The sequence below is a fragment of the Thalassospiraceae bacterium LMO-JJ14 genome, from assembly GCA_021555105.2.
GTDB lineage: Bacteria > Pseudomonadota > Alphaproteobacteria > Rhodospirillales > Casp-alpha2 > UBA4479.
In genome coordinates, this window is record CP134604.1 from 3,306,809 (window position 1) to 3,327,771 (window position 20,963).

20 protein-coding genes and 1 other RNA gene are annotated in these 20,963 nt (G+C 61.5%); 6 read left to right on the forward strand and 15 right to left on the reverse strand.

The window, feature by feature from the left end:
- From murF to L2D14_15720, 12 genes are all read right to left on the reverse strand, one after another.
- A complete protein-coding gene (gene murF, locus L2D14_15665) occupies positions 1 to 1,434 on the reverse strand; it encodes a UDP-N-acetylmuramoyl-tripeptide--D-alanyl-D-alanine ligase (GenBank protein ID WNJ99295.1) in 1,434 nt (477 codons plus the stop codon).
- 2 nt (positions 1,435 to 1,436) lie between these two features.
- Positions 1,437 to 2,885, reverse strand: a complete 1,449-nt coding sequence (locus L2D14_15670) for a UDP-N-acetylmuramoyl-L-alanyl-D-glutamate--2,6-diaminopimelate ligase (GenBank protein WNJ99296.1) — start codon at positions 2,883 to 2,885, stop codon at positions 1,437 to 1,439.
- A 43-nt stretch (positions 2,886 to 2,928) separates the two neighbouring features.
- Positions 2,929 to 4,854, reverse strand: coding sequence for a penicillin-binding protein 2 (locus tag L2D14_15675; protein ID WNJ99297.1), 1,926 nt, complete (start codon positions 4,852 to 4,854; stop codon positions 2,929 to 2,931).
- The gene (locus tag L2D14_15680; protein WNJ99298.1) at positions 4,851 to 5,192 is read right to left on the reverse strand and encodes a hypothetical protein; all 342 of its coding nucleotides are present in this window, start codon (positions 5,190 to 5,192) and stop codon (positions 4,851 to 4,853) included. The genes L2D14_15675 and L2D14_15680 overlap by 4 nt, the downstream gene beginning before the upstream one ends.
- A gap of 10 nt (positions 5,193 to 5,202) precedes the next feature.
- Positions 5,203 to 6,150: a 16S rRNA (cytosine(1402)-N(4))-methyltransferase RsmH gene (gene rsmH / locus L2D14_15685; protein ID WNJ99299.1), complete on the reverse strand. Its 948-nt coding sequence runs from the start codon at positions 6,148 to 6,150 to the stop codon at positions 5,203 to 5,205.
- Positions 6,151 to 6,153: 3 nt separating this feature from the next.
- On the reverse strand, positions 6,154 to 6,630 hold the full coding sequence (locus L2D14_15690) for a division/cell wall cluster transcriptional repressor MraZ (GenBank protein ID WNJ99300.1): 477 nt from the start codon (positions 6,628 to 6,630) through the stop codon (positions 6,154 to 6,156).
- Positions 6,631 to 7,130: 500 nt separating this feature from the next.
- Positions 7,131 to 7,511, reverse strand: an RNA gene (rnpB, locus tag L2D14_15695) — RNase P RNA component class A.
- A 10-nt stretch (positions 7,512 to 7,521) separates the two neighbouring features.
- Positions 7,522 to 8,187 (reverse strand): N-acetylmuramoyl-L-alanine amidase, encoded by a 666-nt coding sequence (locus L2D14_15700; GenBank protein WNJ99301.1) that lies wholly within the window; start codon positions 8,185 to 8,187, stop codon positions 7,522 to 7,524.
- Positions 8,184 to 9,080 (reverse strand): EamA family transporter, encoded by an 897-nt coding sequence (locus L2D14_15705; GenBank protein WNJ99302.1) that lies wholly within the window; start codon positions 9,078 to 9,080, stop codon positions 8,184 to 8,186. The genes L2D14_15700 and L2D14_15705 overlap by 4 nt, the downstream gene beginning before the upstream one ends.
- Positions 9,081 to 9,135: 55 nt before the next feature.
- Positions 9,136 to 9,891 carry a TerB family tellurite resistance protein gene (locus L2D14_15710; protein ID WNJ99303.1) on the reverse strand — a complete coding sequence of 252 codons (756 nt, stop codon included), beginning with the start codon at positions 9,889 to 9,891 and terminating at the stop codon, positions 9,136 to 9,138.
- A 9-nt stretch (positions 9,892 to 9,900) separates the two neighbouring features.
- Positions 9,901 to 10,668 (reverse strand): DUF3750 domain-containing protein, encoded by a 768-nt coding sequence (locus L2D14_15715; protein WNJ99304.1) that lies wholly within the window; start codon positions 10,666 to 10,668, stop codon positions 9,901 to 9,903.
- A gap of 35 nt (positions 10,669 to 10,703) precedes the next feature.
- On the reverse strand, positions 10,704 to 11,648 hold the full coding sequence (locus L2D14_15720) for a hypothetical protein (protein WNJ99305.1): 945 nt from the start codon (positions 11,646 to 11,648) through the stop codon (positions 10,704 to 10,706).
- Between the two features lie 104 nt (positions 11,649 to 11,752).
- Here L2D14_15720 and L2D14_15725 point away from each other — a divergent pair, with 104 nt between their 5' ends.
- Positions 11,753 to 13,012, forward strand: a complete 1,260-nt coding sequence (locus L2D14_15725) for a YjgN family protein (protein ID WNJ99306.1) — start codon at positions 11,753 to 11,755, stop codon at positions 13,010 to 13,012.
- Positions 13,013 to 13,014: 2 nt separating this feature from the next.
- Entirely contained in the window at positions 13,015 to 14,103 is a 1,089-nt protein-coding gene (locus tag L2D14_15730; protein WNJ99307.1) for a M48 family metallopeptidase, read from the forward strand.
- Positions 14,104 to 14,419: 316 nt separating this feature from the next.
- Here the strand turns inward: L2D14_15730 and L2D14_15735 are convergent, their stop codons facing one another.
- The 3 genes from L2D14_15735 to L2D14_15745 all read right to left on the reverse strand — a co-directional run bounded on the left by L2D14_15735 (position 14,420) and on the right by L2D14_15745 (position 16,865).
- Positions 14,420 to 14,752, reverse strand: a complete 333-nt coding sequence (locus L2D14_15735) for a PilZ domain-containing protein (protein ID WNJ99308.1) — start codon at positions 14,750 to 14,752, stop codon at positions 14,420 to 14,422.
- A 101-nt stretch (positions 14,753 to 14,853) separates the two neighbouring features.
- Positions 14,854 to 15,903 (reverse strand): hydroxyacid dehydrogenase, encoded by a 1,050-nt coding sequence (locus L2D14_15740; GenBank protein ID WNJ99309.1) that lies wholly within the window; start codon positions 15,901 to 15,903, stop codon positions 14,854 to 14,856.
- A gap of 53 nt (positions 15,904 to 15,956) precedes the next feature.
- On the reverse strand, positions 15,957 to 16,865 hold the full coding sequence (locus tag L2D14_15745; protein ID WNJ99310.1) for a LysR family transcriptional regulator: 909 nt from the start codon (positions 16,863 to 16,865) through the stop codon (positions 15,957 to 15,959).
- A 238-nt stretch (positions 16,866 to 17,103) separates the two neighbouring features.
- On the opposite strand from L2D14_15745, the gene L2D14_15750 reads away from it, so the two are divergent.
- From L2D14_15750 to L2D14_15765, 4 genes are all read left to right on the forward strand, one after another.
- A complete protein-coding gene (locus tag L2D14_15750) occupies positions 17,104 to 17,919 on the forward strand; it encodes a putative hydro-lyase (GenBank protein ID WNJ99311.1) in 816 nt (271 codons plus the stop codon).
- 15 nt (positions 17,920 to 17,934) lie between these two features.
- Entirely contained in the window at positions 17,935 to 18,984 is a 1,050-nt protein-coding gene (locus L2D14_15755) for a TRAP transporter substrate-binding protein (protein WNJ99312.1), read from the forward strand.
- A 66-nt stretch (positions 18,985 to 19,050) separates the two neighbouring features.
- Complete coding sequence (locus tag L2D14_15760; GenBank protein WNJ99313.1) at positions 19,051 to 19,617, forward strand: TRAP transporter small permease; 567 nt, start codon at positions 19,051 to 19,053, stop codon at positions 19,615 to 19,617.
- A 9-nt stretch (positions 19,618 to 19,626) separates the two neighbouring features.
- A complete protein-coding gene (locus L2D14_15765) occupies positions 19,627 to 20,910 on the forward strand; it encodes a TRAP transporter large permease (GenBank protein WNJ99314.1) in 1,284 nt (427 codons plus the stop codon).
- Positions 20,911 to 20,963 lie beyond the last annotated feature (53 nt).

The window sequence follows — 20,963 nt, forward strand, 5'->3', positions numbered from 1 at the left end:
TCAGGCACCCCCTTCGCCGGAGGTGACGTCACCCATGGCACGGATTTCATCGATGACTTTCGACATGTGTGCGCCCGCCGATCCCTTGACCAGAACAAGGTCTCCGGCGCGGATTTTGGCAGTGACCATTTTCGCCAGTTGCGCCGATGTGCCGGCACGGCCGCCGTGCAGGTCCTTGGGCAGTTCGTCGAGGATGTCGGACATATACTGTCCGCAGGCGAAAACCAGATCGAAGTCGAGCTTTTTGATATCCTCGACCAGCCCCATGTGCGCTTCGATAGCATGCGGGCCCAGTTCCAGCATGTCCCCCAGCACCACGACGCGGCGTCCACCCCGGCCGGGCCTTGTCGCCGCCAGCACATCGAATGCGGCGCGCACGGCGACCGGGCTTGCATTGTATGTTTCGTCGATGACGCCGAGCGTGCCGTCCGCAAGGGCGACCTGGAAAAACTGTCCGCGCCCGCGGCTCGGCAAGACACCGGCCAAAGCCCCGGCGGCAATGTCCAGATCCGCGCCGAGCGAGCTTGCCGCCGCCAGCACGGCGATCGAATTCAACGCCCAGTGCTTGCCGCGCATGGCGATGCGGTACTTCATATGCTGCGAGCCGACGGTCGCCTCGACCCGGGCGCCGTTGGCATCCGGTTCATACGCCAGAAGCCGGGCGTTGGAGAACGAATGTATACCGAAGCCCCAGACCATCTTGGCGCCGGCGTCACGTGCCTTTTCCGCAAGCTGATCGAAATGCGGATTATCGCGGCTCAATACCGCGGCGCCGCCTTCGACCAGACCGTCGAACACTTCCGCCTTGGCCTCGGCGATGCCTTCGACGTTTTCGAAATATTCAATATGCACCGGCGCCACGGTGGTGATGATTGCCACGTGCGGCCGGGCGATCTTCGACAGCGGCGAGATTTCACCGGCATGGTTCATGCCCATTTCGAAGACGCCGTAATTGCTGTCGAGCGGCATACGCGCCAGCGACAACGGCAGGCCGTAATGATTGTTGAGGTTGCCCGCCGTCGCCGTGACCTTGCCCTGCGCGGCAAGGGCGGCGGCGAGCATTTCCTTGGTGCCGGTCTTGCCGACACTGCCGGTGATGGCACAGATTTTGGCGCCGCTGCGATTGCGCGCCGCCGCTGCCAGATCGCGCAATCCCTGCGCCGTGTCCCTGACCGACAAAAGCTGCTTGCCCGGCAGATCTGATTCGAAGCGATGTTCGACCATGGCCGCCGCCGCCCCTTTGGCGAGCGCGTCGGCGACATGATCATGTCCATCGTGATTCGGCCCCTTGAGGGCAGTGAAAAGGTCGCCCGGCTCCAAAGACCGGGAATCGATGGACACGCCGTTTGCGACCCAATCGAATTCCACCTTGCCACCGGTTGCCTCGGCAGCGTCCTTGGCCGTCCACAGCGGGTCGCGGGCGTTGTCTGCCATGTTCATACGCCTCTCTCGCCGGTTCCGAGCGCGCTCTGCACTTCCTTGACGTCATCGAACGGCAGTACCTGATCGCCGACGATCTGGCCCTGCTCGTGTCCCTTGCCCGCGACGACCAAAACGTCGCCCTTCTGCAGATTGGAAACGGCCGCGCGAATGGCTTCGTGGCGGTCACCGATTTCCGTCGCCCCGGCCGCGCCGGCTATTGCCTGTCTGCGGATTTCCGCTGCATCTTCGCTGCGCGGATTGTCGTCGGTGACGATCACCACGTCGGCATAGCGCAACGCGGCACTGCCCATCTCGGGGCGCTTGCCGGGATCACGGTCACCGCCGCAGCCGAACACCAAATGCACGCGACCAGAGGCATGCGGGCGCACCGCCTTGAGGACCGTTTCCAGCGCATCCGGGGTATGTGCGTAATCGACATAAACACCGGCACCGCTGTCATGCGCACCACAGAACTGCATGCGCCCGGGGGCTGCCTGCAGATGCGCCAGCCCCGCCACCGTGCGCGACGGATCGACACCCAACGCAGATACCAACGCCAGCGCCACGAGGGCGTTGGAGGCCTGGAAAGCCCCGATCAGCGGCAACTGCATGTCGTAACGCACGCCTTCGATTTGAAAATCAAGATCGAGACCCGTCGCCGCCGGCCGCACATCGAGAATGCGGAACGGACAGGTTTCTGCCGTGCCGACACCGATCACTTCAAGACCGCGGCGTTGCGCGGCACTGGCGAATGCCTCGGCAAAGCGGGCATCCATGTTGACCACGGCCTGTCCGCCTTCGACGGTCAGGGTGTCGAACAGGCGCAGCTTGGCGGTCAGATAGGCGTCCTCGGTGCGGTGATAATCCAGATGATCGCGACTCAGATTGGTAAACGCCGAGGCGCGAACGCGGACCCCGTCCAATCTGCGTTGATCGAGACCGTGGCTCGATGCTTCGAGCACCAGATGATCGACGCCCGATTGTTTCAGCGTTTTCAGATCGCGATGCAGGTCCGACGGGTCCGGCGTCGTCAACGCGCCCGGCACTTCGGCCAGCACATCCCCGTTGGCGGACGTCCCCAGCATGCCGAGCGTCCCGGCGCTGGCAGCCGGCAGACCGGCGGCATTCAGCAGCTGACGCGCAAACCAGGCGACGGAAGTCTTGCCGTTGGTGCCGGTCACGGCGGCGATATGCCCTGGCTGTGCGCCATGGAACGCGGCCGCCAGCTGTGCATAACGGCGGCGCGGGTCGAACGCGCGAACAACGGGAATATCAAGTGACGGCAACGCGCTCTCGCCCATCGGCACGATGATCGCGGCGGCGCCGCGCTGCACCGCTTCGTCGATGAACCGCAGACCGTCGGTTTTCGATCCCGGCAGGGCGGCGAACACGAAGCCCGGCTCGACACGCCGCGAATCGCAGGTCACGCCTGTGATCTCGATACGGCTGAGTGCGTCGTCCATGGCGTTCAAAGTGTCTTCATCCCAATTGTCATTCGGCCATAAATCATTGAGCCGCAAAGGCCTGCTCCAGCGCTTCACGGGTCTTTCGGGCAATTCGTTCGTCCGGCGTTTCGTCCGGTGGCGGTTCGGCACGTTGCTTCGGCACAGACCCCGCCGGGACCTGCTTCGGTGTCTGGGTCGGCGTCGACGCCGGCGGCTTCAACGCCCCGGACGGCCGGATCACGCCCGACGAGACGGAAGCCTTTTTAACCAGCCCGGTTCTCGCCGCGATCTTCGGTGCCTTGCGCCGTTCATCATCGATCAGCGGCAGGTGCAGCGGTTCGTCGCCGGTCATATCAGGCGCGATTCCCAGAAGCGGCCCGATTTGCGAAACGACCCGCCCGACCACGGGCGCCGCGACCCAGCCGCCGGTGGCGTAATTGAAGGTACGCTTGTTGCCGACCGGCTCATCGAGCATGACGAACACCACATAGCGCGGATCCTGTATGGGAAATGCACCGACGAACGACGACATCAGCGCCTTCTTGCGATAGCGTCCGCCGAACTGTTTCTCCGCCGTGCCGGTCTTGCCGCCGACGAAATAACCCGGCGCCTCGGCCTTGCGGCCCGTCCCCTTGGCCACGACCAGACGCATCAGTTGACGCATCTTGTCGGATGTTTCGTGCGACAGAATAGTCTCGCCGGCGACCGGCACCGTATCGTCATGGCGCAAAAGCGTCGCCGGGCGCAGCACGCCGCCGTTGACCAGCGAGCCGATGGCCGCCGTCAATTGCACCGGGCTGACGGCAATCCCGTGCCCGTATGAAATCGTCATGGTGTTGATCTCGCGCCACGTGCCGGGCACCAGCGGGCGGCCGATCTCGGGAAGCTCTAGTGCTGCTTCGCGCAGCAGGCCGAATTTGCGCAAATACGCCTGCTGCCCAGCACCGCCGACGTCGACGGCCATCTTGGCGGCACCGATGTTCGACGAGTGCACAATGATCTCGGGCACGCTGAGCCAGCGCTTCTCGGCGTGGAAATCGGAAATGGTGAAGCGTGCGATCTTGATCGGCTGGGTCGCGTCATAGCCGCCCTTCATATCGACGGTGCCGCTGTCCAGCGCCATCGCCGCGGTGAACAGCTTGAAGGTCGAGCCCATTTCATAGACGCCCTTGGTGGCGCGGTTGAAACGCGCCTCGCCCTGATAGGTCGAACGGTCGTTGGGATCGAAATCGGGCAGCGATACCAGCGCCACGGTTTCGCCGGTCCGCACGTCATAGACGACACCGGCACCGCCGAGCGCCTTGAATTCGGACACTGCCGCCGAAAGCTCGGCGCGCAGGATCGACTGCACACGAACATCGAGCGACAACGCCAGCGGCTTTTCGCTCTGGCGCAGGCGCTGATCGAAATAGGCTTCGATGCCGGCAATTCCGTTGCCGTCGATATCGGTGGCGCCCAGCACATGTGCGCTCAAAGGTCCATGCGGATAGATGCGGCGCTCTTCGGCGATAAAGTCGAAACCCGGAAGACCGAGGCGGTTGGCGGCGAGTTGCTGTTCCGGCGACAGGTTGCGCTTGATCCACACGAAGCGGCCCTTGCCGGCAAGTTGTTTGGCCAGCTTCTCTGTTTCGATTTCAGGAAATACGGAAGCGATCTTTTTCGCCGCTTCCTCGGGATCGATCACATCCTTCGGATCGGCATAAAGCGATGCCGTCGGCAGGCTGGATGCCAGCACCACGCCGTTCCGGTCGACGATGTCGGCCCGGCTGACGAGCGGCGGCGGCTGTGTCGTCAGGGTCGCGCGGTCATCGCGTTCGTTTCCGCCGATCACCGCGAGATCGATCAGGCGCGCGCCGATGCCGCCAAACGCCAGCGCGATTACGGCGGCGGTCACCAGAAGCCGGTTGCGGCCGGTCTCGATCGCCTGTTTACCGAAACCTTCGATGCGGCGGTGTTCACTCGCGGGTGGCAGTTGGCGGGTGGTCATTGCACGCCCTCCACCTTGGTGATTTCCCCATCTTTGGCAGCCTCTTCGGCGCGTTCGGGCAGCGTATCCAGAAGGCGCTCGGCACCGCCGATGCGTTCCGCATCCAGCGGCCCGACTTCCAGATATTTGCCGGCCAGCAGACGCAGCCGCGCCGGCTGATTGAGGTGCGCCCACTCGGATTTGAGGACGTGAATGTTTTCCTGCGTCGAGACGATTTCACGGCTGAGATCGCGCATCTGGTCGTCCAGGTCCTGGACCCGGTACTTGATGACGAACAGCGACACGCTGGCCGCGGCGGCCAGCAACAGCAACATAAGCGTGGAGCGTTTGATGATCATGTCTGCCCCCTCATGCCGCTTCCGAAAGCGGCGCCGATGTGCGGACACCCCAGCGCAACCGCGCCGAACGGGCGCGCGGATTGCGCCGAATCTCGTCGTCCGACGGCACCCTGCCGCGGCGTTCCGGCACATCGAAAACGTTGTCGCCCGCGTCGCTGCTCATCGGCATGTGACGGGACGGCTGCGGGCCAGAACCGCTCCGCTCCTGAAAGAACGTCTTCAGACGCCGATCCTCCAGCGAGTGGAACGAGACCGCGGCCAGACGGCCACCCTCGCGCAACAGCGCGGCGGCGGCAGCCAGGCCGCGGTCCAGCTCGGCCAGCTCCTCGTTGACGTAGATCCGGAGCGCCTGAAACGTGCGCGTGGCCGGATCGATGCCATCCTTTGAACGCCGGACCACACGGCGCACCAGTTCGGCCAACTGGCCGGTGCGGGTGATCGGCGATTGTTCGCGTAGTTCGACGATGGCGCGGGCGATCTTCCTGGATGCGCGCTCTTCGCCGTAGCGATAGATAATGTCCGCCAGTTCCTTCTCGGCGAGGCGGTTGACGGCGTCCGCCGCGCTCAGGCCTTCCTTTTCCATGCGCATGTCGAGTGGCCCGTCGAAGCGGAACGAAAAGCCCCGGCCCGGTTCGTCGATCTGCATGGAGGAAACACCAAGGTCGAGCGCGATGCCGTCGACCTGCGTGACGCCGACACCGGCCAGCAGTTCACGCATGTCGCCGAAACGCCCCTTCAGGACCGTCAGGCGCTGGCCGTAATTTGCCGCCATCTCGTTGCCGGCGGCAGCCGCTTCGGGATCGCGATCGATACCCCAGACGGTGCAGTCGGCGGCTTCCAGTAATGCACGCGAGTAACCGCCGGCACCAAATGTCGCATCCACGTAAACGGCCCCGTCGCGCGGTGCCAGAACGTCGACCACGTCATCCAGCAGGACGGGGATATGTTTTTCCGTCATCGCTCAGCCCTCCCCGCCGTTACCGGCTTGCGAAGGACGGCGCAGTTTGAGGGTGAGGCCGCACGTCCGCGCGCGCTCGAAAGCGGGCTTGCGGGTGTCCTTATAGGTCCCGGGCGCCCACATCTGGAACGTGCGGCCGCGACCGACAAAGGTGATCTCGTCCTTGATCCCGACCTCGCCCAGGAAGTCCTCGGGAATGATGATCCGCCCTTCGGTGTCGAAGGACAGGCGCTGTGCGCTTTCGACGATGATCGACAGGTCGTCCTGCTCGTCGGAGAACATCGGCAGGTCTTCCAGACTGTCGACGATTCGCTCCATGAAGCTCTCGGCGCAGGCCTCGAGCGCAGGCTGACGAAACGACGGAAACACGAAAACGCCCTGAAAGCCTTCGCCCTCGAAAAGCGCGCGAAAAGTCTTCGGCACCGAAACCCGGCCCTTTTTATCGACTTTATTCGTCTGTGTTCCCGTAAAGACGCCCATTTAGGGCTCCTTAATTCCAACGCGTTATAAACGGCTTCTGCCGTCACCCCCCGGGACGCGCCGCCTATTTGGCCGCACTTACCCTTTATGGGATAATTTGGGATATCATGGGTTTTTATGGGCGTCAATGGGTTCTGTTGCCTTATGGTTAACGCAACGCAAGGATTTCCGCGCTTTCCAGCGTGTCTTTGTCGCAACCTTCGGTGTCAAAATGATGGGTGGATTTGGGTCTTTTCGGGGCGGCTTTAGCGCGCGGATAAAAATTCGTCATTCCCTCGCACGAAGTCTGCCTGTCTGGACCCCGGCCTTCGCCGGGGTGACGAGAACCAAACATCGTCTGTCATTCCGGCGCAGGCCGGAATCCAGAAACTGACAAACATGGTGCTGGCAGGATCTATGGCCTGATATCGCTGGGTCCCCGCTTTCGCGGGGATGACGATATAAATATTCAAAGTGTTTCGTCATTCCCGCACATGCGGAAACTCAAGATAAAAAAAGAAATAGCCAGACGGTCTGTAAGCCGGGTTCTGTCCGCGCCCGAAGGCGTTGGATGACCATTCATCTGGGACGCCCGTTGCCGGACGCCTCGCGCAACCTACCCGGACGATAGCGCGGGGATGCGCCTGTGCCGAAGCACCATCGTCCCTATTCGGTTTTGCTCCCGGTGGGGTTTACCATGCCTCGCGCGTTGCCGAACGAGCGGTGCGCTCTTACCGCACCCTTTCACCCTTACCCGCATAAATGCGGGCGGTTTGCTTTCTGTGGCACTTTCCCTAAGGTCGCCCTCGCCGGGCGTTACCCGGCACCGTATCCCCGTGGAGCCCGGACTTTCCTCCCTCCGCACCTTTCGGACAGCGAAGAGCGGTCATCCAACCGTCTGGCCCGCGGACATTATATAAGTGCATGCACGGCGGCAAGTGCGCGCAGGGTTTCCCGGTCCGGCTCACCGTCGAGGCGATGCGGGGCGAAGTGCCGCTGGAACGCCGTGAGCGCGGCGGTTTCATCGGCGGTATCGTAGCCGATCTCGGTCAGCAGGGCCGGTGCCGCTGCTGCGTCGCACGGGTCGGCGGTCATATCCGGCCACAGCCCGATGCCTTCGGCCGCCAGCCTTGCCCAGTCGAACAGCTCACCGGGATCGGTTTTGCGCAACGGCGCGACGTCGGAATGACCGACGACATTGCGGGCCGCAATAGCGTGGCGCGCGACGATGTCGCGGCATAGCGGCATAAGGGCCTGCATCTGTGCTTCGGGGAAGGCGCGGTAGCCGAATTCATGGCCCGGGTTAACCAGTTCGATGCCGATCGAACGGCTGTTGATATTGCTGCCGCCGCGCCACGATGCGACACCGGCATGCCAGGCGCGCGCGGCTTCGTCGACCAGTTGATACACCGTGCCGTCTTCGTCGATCAGGTAATGCGCGCTGACCTCGGCTTCGGGATCGCAGAGCTTTTCCAGCGCATCCCCACAGTTCTTCATACCGGTGTAGTGCAATACCAGCATGTCGGGCGCGACACCGTCGCGGCTGTTGTAATTCGGCGATGCGTAATCCTGCCTCATGCCGGCGGCCCCTCAAGGCTTGCCGTCATCCGCCGGCGGCGCGCCAGCACGATCTGGCGGACCGTGATCAACGCCACCCCGCCGAGGATCATGCCGCCGCCGATCAGCTTGGTCAGCGTCAGTTCGTCACCCATGATCGTCACGCCGCTGGCGACCGCGATCAGCGGCACCAGCAGATTATAAGGCGCCACCGCCGTCACGTCATAGCGGTTCAACAGCCAGTACCACAGGCCATACCCGGCGATCGAGCTGGCCAGCGTCATGTATGCCAGACCGTACCAGAACGCAGGCGGCGCCGCTGTCAGGCGAGCGACCTGATCGGCCTCGAAGGCAAAGGAGAGACCGAGCGCCACCGGCGCGACGATCAGCCCCATCCAGGCAATCAGACTGAACGTCGACACGCCGGTGATCTGCTTGGCGCGGATCGAGCCGTAGGCCCACATAAAGGCGGCGACGACCAGAACCAGCAGCGACGGCACATCGACACCGGCCGTCGGCACCCCGATCAGGATGACGATCCCGGTGAACGCCAGCGCCATGCCCCCCATGCGCCAGACGCCGAACGTCTCGCCCAGCATCAGCCACGCCAGCAGCACGACGAACGGCGTCCCCAACTGCAACACGATCCCGGTCGTCGAGATATCGAGAAACTGGATCGCATAGAACATGATCGAAAAGTGGCCGACCCCCATGATCAGCGCATACCCGGCGATATCCCTGGCGCGCGCCTTCGGCACGCGAAGAAACGGCGCCAGCAGGATCGCCAGCAGGGCGAACCGCATGGACGTGACGAAATAGGGCGGCACCGCCGTCACCGCGATTTTGACGGCAACGAAATTGCAGCCCCACAAGGTCACGGTCGCAAGCGCGGCGAGGACGCCGATCAGCGGCATGGGCTTTCCTTCTTAGTCACCACCTCGCCCTTCGGGACAGAAGCTTTGTTGAATCTCAGTTGAACCCGCGCGCTTTCTTGATGCGGTCATAGGCATCGTTGATCTTGGCCAGTTTCTCGTTGGCCAGCTCGATGAATTCCTCGGGCATGCCCTTGGCCATCAGCGTGTCCGGATGGTTCTCACGGACCAGATTGCGGTACGCTTTTTTAATGTCTGCGTCGCTGGCATCCTTGGAAACGTTGAGGATCTCAAAGGCGTCGTCGGCCCGGACCGAGCGCCCACCCTCGCCCTTCCAGCCGCCGAGGTAAATCGTCTGAAGGCGGTCGAAATCGCGATCGGAAAATCCGAACAGCAGGGCCACCTGGCGTAGATACTGCACTTCGCCGGGATGGATTTTGCCGTCGGCCTTGGCGATATGGAACAGCGCGCCGATGATCTCTTCGAGCACCCGCCAGTCGCCCCGGAACATCTCACCGATCTGCTCAGCGAACGGCTCGAACCCTTCCGACGTGCCTTTCGCCTCGTCGAAGATGCTGGCGACCGTCGGCATGTCCTCGGGCTCGATATGAAACAGCTGCTTGAAGGCGTTGACCTCGTCACGGGTGACATGGCCATCGGCCTTGGCCATCTTTGCCGACAGCACAATTACCGCAGTCGTGAAGGCGACCTGCTTGTCATCCTGGTTGAGCGAACCGGATTGCTTTTTCTTGTCGACGACATGATGCCCCGCGACGGCACCGATCACGGCACCGATCGGACCGCCGACGGCAAACCCGGCGACGCCCCCGATAACCTTGCCCCATACACTCATGATAAGCGCTTATCCCCCGCTCATGTTGTTGTTGCCGATACGCCCGGCCAGCGGCAGCTTGAGCGCCGGTTCGGCCAGATCGACACCGAAGGTAAGGCCGAGAATATTCACCTCGAAGCCCTCTTCCCTGGCGGCGAGCACACCCAGCAGGCCGAACAGGGACACCTGATAGCCGGTGCCGCTCGGTGCTTCGGCGAACAGTTTGCCGCCCGGAATGTAATCCTTGCCGATGGCGGTCGGCGGCAGATCGAGCCGCAGTTCCGGCACCGCGCGCGCAACGTGCGCAACGAAGGTGTTGGAATTCGGGCCCGGCCAGATGGTGTAGGTCCCGTTATACGGATAGGTCTTCACCGCCGCTTCGATTTTGCCGATCAGGGCATCGACGTCGCTGCCGCGAATATCGGCCAGGATCGATGGCGCGGCGCCGAACCAGCGGCCATCGGGGGCGCGTTCGGAAACCGCCACCGCATCGCCACCCCGGCGCGCCCGCCAGCCCATGACCTCGTAAACCGTGAAGCGTTCGGCATCGGTCCGTTTCACGGCGATCCACGTGTGAATACCGAAATAGCCGCGCCAGTTATAAGCCCTGGCGCCATACACCTGAATGATGGCCTCGCGCTGGATCGCGGGGTCGGGCGCGATGCCGGTCGGCTCGCGCGAAGCGGTGCGCCAGTCGGCGTGCACGCTATGCCGGTCCAACGCCGTCAGGGCGGAACCCGCCACGACGAGAACGAAAATCAAAGCCACCCGGCGCCAGAATTTCCAAGTTCGCAACATCCTCTCTCCGTGTCCTGTGCCTGAAGCGTTTCGTCTCAGCGCAGCAACCGCCGGAATACCGGCTTTAGAATAATCGGCATTATGTAGATAGGAAACTGTCCGACCGCAAAAAAGAGCGGCAGGTCGGAATCCACACTGGCCGGCAAAACCGCCAGAATTATGGCAAGATTACGTGTTCCCGATATAAACCCGGCACTAAGTGCGCCGCGCCGTCCGGCAGCCGGTATGGCAATCAGGAATACCACCGAGCCCAGCACCATCATACCGATATAAACCGCGAACGACAGCGCCGCGACATAGGCGATGTCCGCCGGATCGCCGATCAGCCTTTCGGTGACGCCGGCCATGATGCCGACGGCAAAACCGATCAGCAAAAGCACCGACAGTCCGTCCATCAGCGGTGCGGCTCGCGCGACACGTCCCTCGCCGATCACCTTGCGCGTGATGCCGGCCATGACGGCCGCGGAAATCACCAGCACGACCATCCGCACCATCATCATCATCGGGTCGGCACCCATGTCGAATCCCATAAGAGTCAGCGCCGCAATCGGCAGGGTAATCGGCACAAGCAGGGTCGCGGCGACTAGAACCAGCAGAAGCAGCGCTCCGTCGAGACCGAACATCACGCCGAGCGCCGGGGTCGAGAACAGCGACGACGATGCCGCCGTCAAAATCATCGCCGCTTCCAGGCCGGGACGCAGTTCGACCGTCATCAGGATCAGCGCCATTGCCACCGGCGAGATCACCAGCATCCACACCAGCAGGGCCAGAACCATCATTGGGCGGCGCATCCGCTCGACCAGGGCCAGCCATTCGATCCTGAGCATCGCCAGATACAGCAATCCCCACACGGCAGCAGCCAAAAGCGGGCGCAGGGTGTGTGCAAGATCGGGCAGCAGCAGACCGACGAACACCCCTGCCGCCATCGCCTGGGGCGCATAGCGTCCCAGAAACGCCAATACCGAATTCAGTAACCCCAAAACCTCTCCCCCACCTTGCCGTCACAGACGATTTCGTGCATCGATTGCAGATCGCGCAGATACGCCGTTCTCAACGCCGCCGCAAGTGGAGACCGTCCCGGCCCATGGATCAAGCCCCGGAGAATCAATTCAAGAAGGTTCACGACCCGGCCGATGCGGAAACGCACGCGTTCGCTTTCAACGGCACGCGGCCTGCGTTCGCAAGGCTGCTGGCGATCAATACACTGCTGACACTGCTGACAATCGGTATCTACCGGTTCTGGGCGAAAACCAAAATCCGCCGTTTTTTCTGGCGCAATGTAACCTTCCTCGACGACCCGCTGGAATACACCGGCACCGGCGGCGAGCTTTTCGTCGGCTTTCTGATCGTCATCGCCGTGCTGTTTCCGCTGGGTCTGATCTACAGCGCCATCGGCGCCGTGGTGCCGCCCGCGCATCCGGAACTGGAGATCGCCCTCGAGGTCGCCTATTACATCGTCCTCTTTGCCCTGCTGCAGATCGGCTTTTACCGCATGTGGCGCTATCGCATGAGCCGCACGATGTGGCGCGGGGTCAGGTTCGGCCTCGACGGATCGACCTGGGCATATCTCAAGCTTTCGGCGGGCTGGTCGGTCCTGACGGCGCTGACGCTGGGCGCCGCGTATCCGTGGATGAAAATAGATTTGTGGCGCTATCAGATACGCCATACCCGGCTCGGCGATCAGGCGTTCCGCTTCGAGGGGAATGCCAAGGCCCTGTTTGCTGCGTGGTCGCCGGTGTTCGTCATCGGCCTGCTCTACATCGCCACGCTTATAACGTTCTTATACAATTTCGGCTTCGAGCCGGCCGAAATCGCCCGCGCGCTCAGGGAAGATCAAAACGGGCTTTTTAAAACGATCATGTTTGTCTTTGCCGGCCTCGGGCTGCTGTCGATAATAGCGTATTTCCATTACGCCATCCGCCAGGCCAGATTCCAGATTTCCGGGATACGCCTGGGTGAGGCCCGCTTTCATTCCGGCTTGCCGTTCAAACGGCTTTTCTGGTTTGCCGCTCTGACCATCTTGATATTCGTGCTCGCACTGGCAGCGGTTTCAGGCACTTTCGGTATAACCATTTACAGCGGCATCAGCCATTTGCCGGGGGACGGGCTGCAAGCATCAGCGGCTTCAGCCGTGGTTGGCTTGTATGTCATTGTATTCGTGATGCTGCTGCTGATCGCGCCCTTCGTCTGGGCGCTGGTTTTCAAGTTCGAGCTCATCAAGCAGACCGTGAAGACCACCGCCGTAACCGATCCGCATGTGCTTGAGAACGCTGCACAGATAGCGGACCGGGGCCCGCGCACCGGCGAGGGGCTGGCCGATGCGCTGGACATCGGGGGATTCTGATTTTGACCCACGCCATTTCATTCAACGACGGCAAGACGGCGCAGCGACACAAGGCCGCCGCCAGGATCGACGCCGACACGCTCGTCATCGCCAACGAAGCCGGCGGTGAACTCGCGCGCTGGTCGCTCACGGATATCCGCTATGCCGACCCGGCGCACCGCACGCCGCCGCTCCGGCTCAGAAATGCCGGCACCGATGCCCGCATCACCCTGCCCGCCGATGACGACGGTGCATGGCTGACGGCGCATTGCGCAAACCTGACCAGGCGCGATGCCGGCGCCGTCAAATGGCCGACGTGGGTGGCGGCGGGCATTCTCGCGCTTGCCTCGATTACCGGGATATTTATCTATCTGCTGCCGGCCGCGTCGAGCGCCATTGTCCGGATTGTCCCAGCCGCACTGGAACAGCGCATCGGCGCCGAGGCCCGCGATCATCTTCTGAATATATTCGGCCAGTTGCGAGAGAACGGCACGCCGCTTGTCTGCCACCACCCCGATGCGCAAGCGATCCTCGACACCCGCGCCAACGAACTGGCGACCTTGATGGAAAGCCCGTTCCCGGTCCGTGTCACGGTGGTGCGCTTTCCCGTCGTCAATGCCCTGACCCTGCCCGGCGGTGAGGTCATTATCCTTTCGGGGCTTCTGGACAAGGCCGAAAACGCGGACGCTGTAATCGGCGTGCTGGCGCATGAAATCGCCCACGTCGTGCGCCGTGACCCGCTGCAGGTATCGATCAAGCAGACCGGGGCGGCGCTGATGATCAGCCTTGTCGTCGGCGATGTCTTCGGCGGCGCCGCACTGGGCGGGCTGGCATCGGGGCTGATCGAAAACGGCTACAGCCGCGATGCCGAGGCGGCGTCGGATTTCCTCGCCGTCACCGCGCTCAATCAGCTCGGCCTGACGGCGCTGCCACTGGCCGACTTCGTCGCCGGGATGGGCAAGGAAGACCCCATGGCCGGGGTGGTGCCGTCGTTTCTGAATACGCATCCGGGCGGCGATGAGCGTCGGCGCGACATCACCCGCCTTTCGCAAGGCATGGGCCGGGCAATGAGCAGTTACGAGTGGAAGACCGTCAAGAACATGTGCCGCTGACAAGGTTAATTTTTATATCCGGACCCTGTGCGGTTGGTCACAGACAGCAGGCCCGCCTTCACCTTTAATGGTTAACGTCCAGATAGAGATCGTGTTCAGAACGAGCACGGCTCCAAGATACAGGAGGCAATTATGAAGTTACGAATGAAAGAAATCATAAACGAAACTGTCGGTGCCGCCCTTGGCACGAGTGTCGGCGTCTGTGTTATCGGCTACGGTATCCTGAGCCTGGTCACGAACAGCCTCGAAGTTCTTTTCTAAATTCCCGCGAGAGCCGGATAGGCGTTGCCCGCGTGGCATCTGTCCGGCCGATCGCTCACCCCTGCAAGCCGCGCGGCCCCAGGACACGAAGCATTTCCGCGACCTCGCGTTCACGTTTTTCATCGTCCTGGTTCGCGTCGAACTGCAAAGCGAACCCATCCGGGATACGGCGCCTTACATAGCCGCACTGCTGGCCCATGCCGGCCATGTGCAGTTGCACGAACTGATCGTTCTCGAAGACGACATCCGCAACGCCGGTAATGGCGGCGCCGGTGGATGAGATATCATGGAGCCGGCCGACGAACGGCTGCTCGCCGACACGGCCCTCAATCGGGGCGTCGACGAAATAACGTTCCGCTGCACGTTTATCGGCGTCGCTATCGGCCAACGCTGCCTTCCCCCTCAGGCCCCGCATCATCCCACGGGCGCATGCCCGCATTCATCCCACGGGCGCATGCCCGCATTCATCCCACGGGCGCATGCCCGCATTCATCCCACGGGCGCATGCCCGATGATCCGCGTGTGCCGCTCGACATACGCATCCCAGCATGACGGATTGACGAGACGCGGCGCGCGCTTGCCGCCCAGAACTTCGACCCACTGCTCGGCCCCCCACTTCGCCATCTTGTAATTGCAGACGTCGGTGATCCCCGCCGCATGCGGTGTCATCAGGACGTTTTCGAACTGCATCAGCGGGTGGCCGGGGCCTGGCGGCTCGTCATCGAACACATCGACGCCGGCGCCGTTCATCTGCCCCTTGGCGAGGGCTTCGACCAATGCCGCCTCGTCATGCACGAAATGCCTGGCCGTGGTGATGAAATACGCCTCCGGCTTCATCATCGCGAAGGCTTCGGCGCCGATCATCCCGCGCGTTTCAGCGGTCAGCGGGCAGTGCACGGAGATAAAGTCGGACGTCCTGAAAACGGTTTCGAAATCGGCCTTTTCGGCGTTTCGCTCGGTAAAGTCGGCATCGGAAATATACGGATCATAGGCAATGACGTTCATATCCAGCGCGTGGCGGGCGATCTTCGCCGTGCGCCGGCCGATGTTACCGAGACCGATGATCCCCAGCGTCTTGCCGGTCGCTTCGAGGCCCGGATAGGCCATGCGGTCGAGACCCGGGGCCTTACGCATCATGCGGTCATGGCGGATCATGTTCTTGCCGAGCGCCAGCAGCATGCCGATGGCGTGCTGTGCGACGCTGTCGGAATTGGCACCCGAATTGTTCATCACCATGATGCCCATGTCCGTCGCCGCCGCATCGTCGCAGGCATCGTAACCGGCACCGAGGGACGAGATCGCCAGCAGGTTCGGACACTTTTCCATGAACGCCCGGTCCGGCCGCCAGCGCGGCTGCATTTCCGTCTTGGCCAGCATCTGATAGCCGTGTGCGCCCTGCATGACCTCGAAGACCCTGGCCTCGTCTTCATCCTGATCGAGACGGATCAATTCGATTCCGGGCGCGTTTTCCAGGATTTCCACGGCGACCGGATGCGCCCAGGTATCGAAATAGACAAGACGGCGGGTATTGGCGTTCATTGATAAATATCTCCCTCGTGAGGGCGATAAAGTGAAACCGCGCCGCCGTTGCGTCAAGCCTGTGCCGTGCCGGCAGCCGAAATCGTCTGCGCCATCTCGGCAACACGGGCCAGGATTGGACGCGAGGGGTCAGCGATATAGGATGCCGTGAAGTTCAGCGCCGTCGGATACCAGTCGCTCTCTATCTCGATCAGGCGCCCGTCATTCAGGGCGTTCTCAGCAAACACCCGGGGCAGCGAGCCGATACCGACGCCGCGCTCGACCATGCGCTGGCATGCCGACAGCGAGGTTGAGGGAAACAGCCGCGGCACTTCGCCGGTTCTGGCCCGCATCGCTTCGGATATTTCGAAATACGGCCGGGTGTTTCTGGGGAACGTCAGGATCGGGTATTCCCGCATTTCCTTGAGCGTCATGCGCAGTTTGCCTTTACGGCCCGGTTTCATATCGCTCGGCGGGCGCATCGCCCAGATCAGCGGAAAACTGTTCAGCGGCGTGTTGGTCACGGTGTATTCCGAAACCGGCCCCATCAGCAGCGCGACGTCGATGGCGTGTTCGACCAGTTCGTTGCGGAGGGTCGCCGTCACATCGACGGAAATCTCGACGTCCAGCCCGGGGTAATTTTCGCGCAACTCCGCCAGCAGATCGGACAGCCAGGTCTGAACAATGGTCTCCGAAACGCCGAGGCGCAGGATCCCGCTGATCTCCGCCGGCACGCCGGCAAGATCGCGCATCGCCTGCACAGCGCCAAGGGCATCCTCGGCCAGTCCGAGCATCTCGAAACCCTTTGCGCTGAGACGCACTTCTCCGCCTTCCCGATCGAATAATTGCACAAGAAGCTCGGCCTCGAGATTTGCGATCCGGCTTGAGATGGCGGGTTGTGTCGTAAACAACCGTTCTGCCGTTTTCGAGAAACTTCCCAGCTTCGCTACCCAGAGAAAAGCTTCCAACTGTTTGAGATTCATAATTGTTTTACCCTGGATTTCGATTTTATTAGCTTATAAATTTTTTTTATAACTTTCATTAAAAAATATAAATTCGACTTTTTCCACTCTTTTTTGCATAGATTACTATCGACAGGGACTGCCAGATCGGTTGCCATAGCGCCAACTAATTATCCGGCGAGCTCAAAGCCGGATACACGGGGGATAAATGGGAAGCGTTGCCGAAGCCCACGGGTTAAATCAGGGCACTCACACGTACATGGATTATACGGACTTTGACGGCCTGAGCGCAGCCGAAGCCCGCAAACATTTCCGCGCCGGCGAATACATCGGACATACCGCCGGGATCGCGCCGGGCATGCTGCAGGGCAACGTCGTCATCCTGCCGGCCGAATATGCCCTCGATTTTGCGCGTTACTGCCAGCGCAATCCGCAACCTTGTCCGCTGATCGGAGTTTCCGATACCGGCGACGCGATGATGCGCACACTTGGGAACGATATCGACATCCGCTCGGACGTGCCCGCCTACCGGATTTATGAAGACGGTGAGCTGAAGGACGAGGTTGCCGACATCCGCCACATGTGGCGTGACGATTACGTGGCGTTCGCCATCGGCTGCTCGTTCTCTTTTGAAGATGCGCTGATCGCCGACGGAATCCGGCTGCGTCATATCGAAGAGAACAGGACCGTCGGTATGTACGTCACCAACATCGAAACGGAGCGGGCGGGTCCGTTTTCCGGCGGCACCGTGGTTTCCATGCGTCCGCTGAAAATCAAGGATGCCATCCGTGCAAGCGCGATCTGCTCAAGATTCCCGCATGCACACGGCCAGCCCGTGCACATGGGCGACCCGGCCGAGATCGGCATTGGCGATATCGACGCCCCCGACTGGGGCGACAAGACTGAATTCAGAGACGGTGAAATTCCCGTCTTCTGGGCCTGCGGTGTAACGCCGCAAAATGCTGTCAGATCGGCACGTCCGTCGATCTGCATTACCCATGCCCCTGGCAGAATGCTGGTAACAGATGTTCCGGCCTGGGCCACGGATTCGAAAATACCAAATTCTTCAAACTAAGGGAGACTTATAGTCATGAGACGTCTTACATCAATTGGACTTGCCTGTGCATTCGGCATTGCGGCCATGTCGGCCTCGACGCCCGCATCGGCTGCCGACGTGACCATCAAGGCCGTCGGCACCTGGGGCAATCTGACCAACTACCAAAAACACGAAGGCCCGTTCTGGAGCGACGTCATCGGCAAAGCGTCCGGCGGCTCCATCAAGGGCGAAATCAAGCCGCAGACCGACCTTGGCCTTAAGGGCTTTGAAATCATGCGCCTTCTGAAGCAGGGTGTGTTCAACTATGCGCACGGCGTCATGGGTTACGTGTCGGCTGAAAACGCCATGTTCGACGGTGTCGATCTGTCGTCGCTGGCGCAGGATATCAAAACCGAGCGCAAGGTCGTCGATGCCTACATGCCGATCATGGCCAAGAAGTTCGAGGAAATCTACGACTCGAAGCTGATGCAGCTGTACCCGTTCCCGAGCCAGAACCTGTGGTGCAACGCCGAGATTAATTCGATTGACGATCTCAAAGGCAAGAAGGTCCGTACCTACACCGCCTCGCTTGCCGACTTCGTGCAGGGCGTCGGTGGCACGCCTGTCACCGTGGCGTTCGCGGAAGTCATCCCGGCGCTGCAGAAAGGCGTCGTCGATTGCGGCATCACCGGCACCATGCCGGCCTATAACGCCAAGTGGTACCAGGCCGCAACGCACGCCTACACCATGCGCGTGGGTTGGGGCATCGCGTTCGGCGCCATCAGCCTGAAGACGTGGAACAGTCTGTCTGCCGATCAGCAGAAAACCCTGCAGAGCGAAATCGACAAGCTGACCGACCGCATGTGGACGGAAACCGCCCAGGAAGACGCGCTTGCCATTCAGTGCCTGACCGGCAAGGAATGCCCGCTGGGTCCAGTCGGCGGCATGAAGCTGGTAGAGCCGTCCGCCGAAGACATCAAGAAGCAGAAGAAAATCGCTCAGGATGTCGTCGTCAAGAACTGGGCGGACCGTTGCGACGCCGAATGTGTCACGACCTGGAACAAGGTCGTCGGCCCGATTGTCGGCATCACCGCCAAGAAATAAGAAACGCTTTATCGGGGCCGGGGAGATTTCAGTCTCCCCGGCCACGGTTTTTCAGGGAGCTCACTGATGAATTTTCTCGATAAGACCTTAAAGGGCCTGGACGGGATAGCCTTACGCCTCGTGTGGTTTGGCGGTGCGCTTCTGATCCTGGCCGCGTTGATCGTCACCGTCGATGTCATCCTGCGGAAACTGTTCGGCATCTCAATGGCCGGTTCGGATGAACTCAGCGGCTACGCCTTCGGCATCGCCACCAGCCTCTCGCTGACCTATGCCCTATTACACCGCTCCAATATCCGCGTCGATGCACTGTACCAGCACCTGCCCGAGTGGCTGCGCTGTACGCTCGATATCGTCGGCAATATTTTATTGATCTCTTTCATCGGCTATGTGTCCTGGCGCGCCTCTCTGCTGCTCGCCGACACCTACGCCAACCAGTCGCGGTCGATTTCACCGCTGCAAACCCCGCTCGCCATTCCGCAGACGGCCTGGTTCGTCGGCCTTCTACTGTTCGTCGTCACCGGGATCGTCATGATCATTTCGTCGCTGATCTCGTTTTTCAAACGGGACTGGACCGCCATTCAGCAGATGTTCGGCATCAAGTCCCTCGACGAACAAATTGAAGAAGAAAGCTGAACCCCCGCCATGATGATACAAGCAATCCTGTTTCTGATGGCGCTGGTCATTATCAGCGTACCGATTGCCGCCGTTCTCGGCTGGCTCGGCCTGTTCATGTCGAATTTCCATTCGTTCATGCCCCTGCATCTCGCGATCGGCGACATCTTCTGGCAGAACAGCATTGAATTCCTGCTTGTCGCCATTCCGATGTTCGTCCTGATGGGCGAGATCCTGCTGCGTTCCGGTATCACGGCGCGCATGTACGAAGGCATGGTGCAATGGCTCGGCTGGCTCCCCGGCGGCCTGATGCATTCCAACATCGGCGCCTGCGCGCTGTTCGCGGCAACCTCCGGTTCCAGCGTCGCGACGGCGGCGACCATCGGCACCGTGGCGCTGCCGGAAGTGGAAAAGCACAACTACAACGAACGCCTGTTCCTCGGCACAATCGCAGCGGGCGGCACGCTCGGTATCCTGATCCCGCCGTCGATCAACCTGATCATCTACGGCCTGCTGACCGACACCTCGGTGCCGGAGCTGTATCTGGCGGGATTCCTGCCGGGTCTGTTGCTGGCCGGCCTGTTCATGACGACGATCGCCATCGCATGTTTCTTCAAACCCGAATGGGACGGCGATCCGGTGCCGCAGGATTGGTCGGCGAAGGTTCGTTCCCTTTCCGGTCTGTTGCCGCCGCTCGGTATTTTCGTCGTCGTCGTCGGCTCGATCTATGCTGGCGTCGCGACACCGACCGAAGGCGCATCGCTCGGTGTGATTGCGTCGCTCGGCCTGGCCGCGCAGAACCGCACGCTGACCGTCGAAATGCTGAAGCGCGCCATCGAAGGCACCATGCGCACGACCGCAATGATCATGCTGATTATTCTGGCGGCGATCTTCCTCAACTTCATTCTGGCCGCAGTCGGCCTGACGCAGGCATTGGCGGATTTCGTCACCGGCCTCGGCCTGACGCCGATGCAGACCATGTTCATGATCGTGTTGTTCTACATCATCCTCGGGTGCTTCATGGAGACGCTGTCGATGCTGCTGACCACGGCGCCGCTGATTGCACCGGTTGTCGTGCAGCTCGGCTTCGATCCGGTGTGGTTCGGCGTTCTGCTGATGGTACTGCTGGAGGCGGCACTTATCACACCGCCGATCGGCATCAACCTGTATGTCGTGCAGGGCATCCGCAAGCAGGGCGGCCTCAACGACGTGATGATCGGCACGCTGCCGTTTGTACTCGCCATGTTTGCGATGGTCGGCCTGTTATTGGCCTTCCCTGAAATCGCACTCTGGTTACCGCAACTGTTCTACTGACTTTAAACCTATTAAGGGGAAAGCACGCCCGAAGTGCGCCCCGAACTCAAGGA

Bases quoted from the DNA above. Each gene is read 5' to 3' on its own strand.
- murF (WNJ99295.1), bottom strand. From the start codon at position 1,434: ATGGCAGACAACGCCCGCGACCCGCTGTGGACGGCCAAGGACGCTGCC.
- L2D14_15670 (WNJ99296.1), bottom strand. From the start codon at position 2,885: ATGGACGACGCACTCAGCCGTATCGAGATCACAGGCGTGACCTGCGAT.
- L2D14_15675 (WNJ99297.1), bottom strand. From the start codon at position 4,854: ATGACCACCCGCCAACTGCCACCCGCGAGTGAACACCGCCGCATCGAA.
- L2D14_15680 (WNJ99298.1), bottom strand. From the start codon at position 5,192: ATGATCATCAAACGCTCCACGCTTATGTTGCTGTTGCTGGCCGCCGCG.
- rsmH (WNJ99299.1), bottom strand. From the start codon at position 6,150: ATGACGGAAAAACATATCCCCGTCCTGCTGGATGACGTGGTCGACGTT.
- L2D14_15690 (WNJ99300.1), bottom strand. From the start codon at position 6,630: ATGGGCGTCTTTACGGGAACACAGACGAATAAAGTCGATAAAAAGGGC.
- L2D14_15700 (WNJ99301.1), bottom strand. From the start codon at position 8,187: ATGAGGCAGGATTACGCATCGCCGAATTACAACAGCCGCGACGGTGTC.
- L2D14_15705 (WNJ99302.1), bottom strand. From the start codon at position 9,080: ATGCCGCTGATCGGCGTCCTCGCCGCGCTTGCGACCGTGACCTTGTGG.
- L2D14_15710 (WNJ99303.1), bottom strand. From the start codon at position 9,891: ATGAGTGTATGGGGCAAGGTTATCGGGGGCGTCGCCGGGTTTGCCGTC.
- L2D14_15715 (WNJ99304.1), bottom strand. From the start codon at position 10,668: ATGTTGCGAACTTGGAAATTCTGGCGCCGGGTGGCTTTGATTTTCGTT.
- L2D14_15725 (WNJ99306.1), top strand. From the start codon at position 11,753: ATGGATCAAGCCCCGGAGAATCAATTCAAGAAGGTTCACGACCCGGCC.
- L2D14_15740 (WNJ99309.1), bottom strand. From the start codon at position 15,903: ATGAACGCCAATACCCGCCGTCTTGTCTATTTCGATACCTGGGCGCAT.
- L2D14_15745 (WNJ99310.1), bottom strand. From the start codon at position 16,865: ATGAATCTCAAACAGTTGGAAGCTTTTCTCTGGGTAGCGAAGCTGGGA.
- L2D14_15750 (WNJ99311.1), top strand. From the start codon at position 17,104: ATGGATTATACGGACTTTGACGGCCTGAGCGCAGCCGAAGCCCGCAAA.
- L2D14_15755 (WNJ99312.1), top strand. From the start codon at position 17,935: ATGAGACGTCTTACATCAATTGGACTTGCCTGTGCATTCGGCATTGCG.
- L2D14_15760 (WNJ99313.1), top strand. From the start codon at position 19,051: ATGAATTTTCTCGATAAGACCTTAAAGGGCCTGGACGGGATAGCCTTA.
- L2D14_15765 (WNJ99314.1), top strand. From the start codon at position 19,627: ATGATGATACAAGCAATCCTGTTTCTGATGGCGCTGGTCATTATCAGC.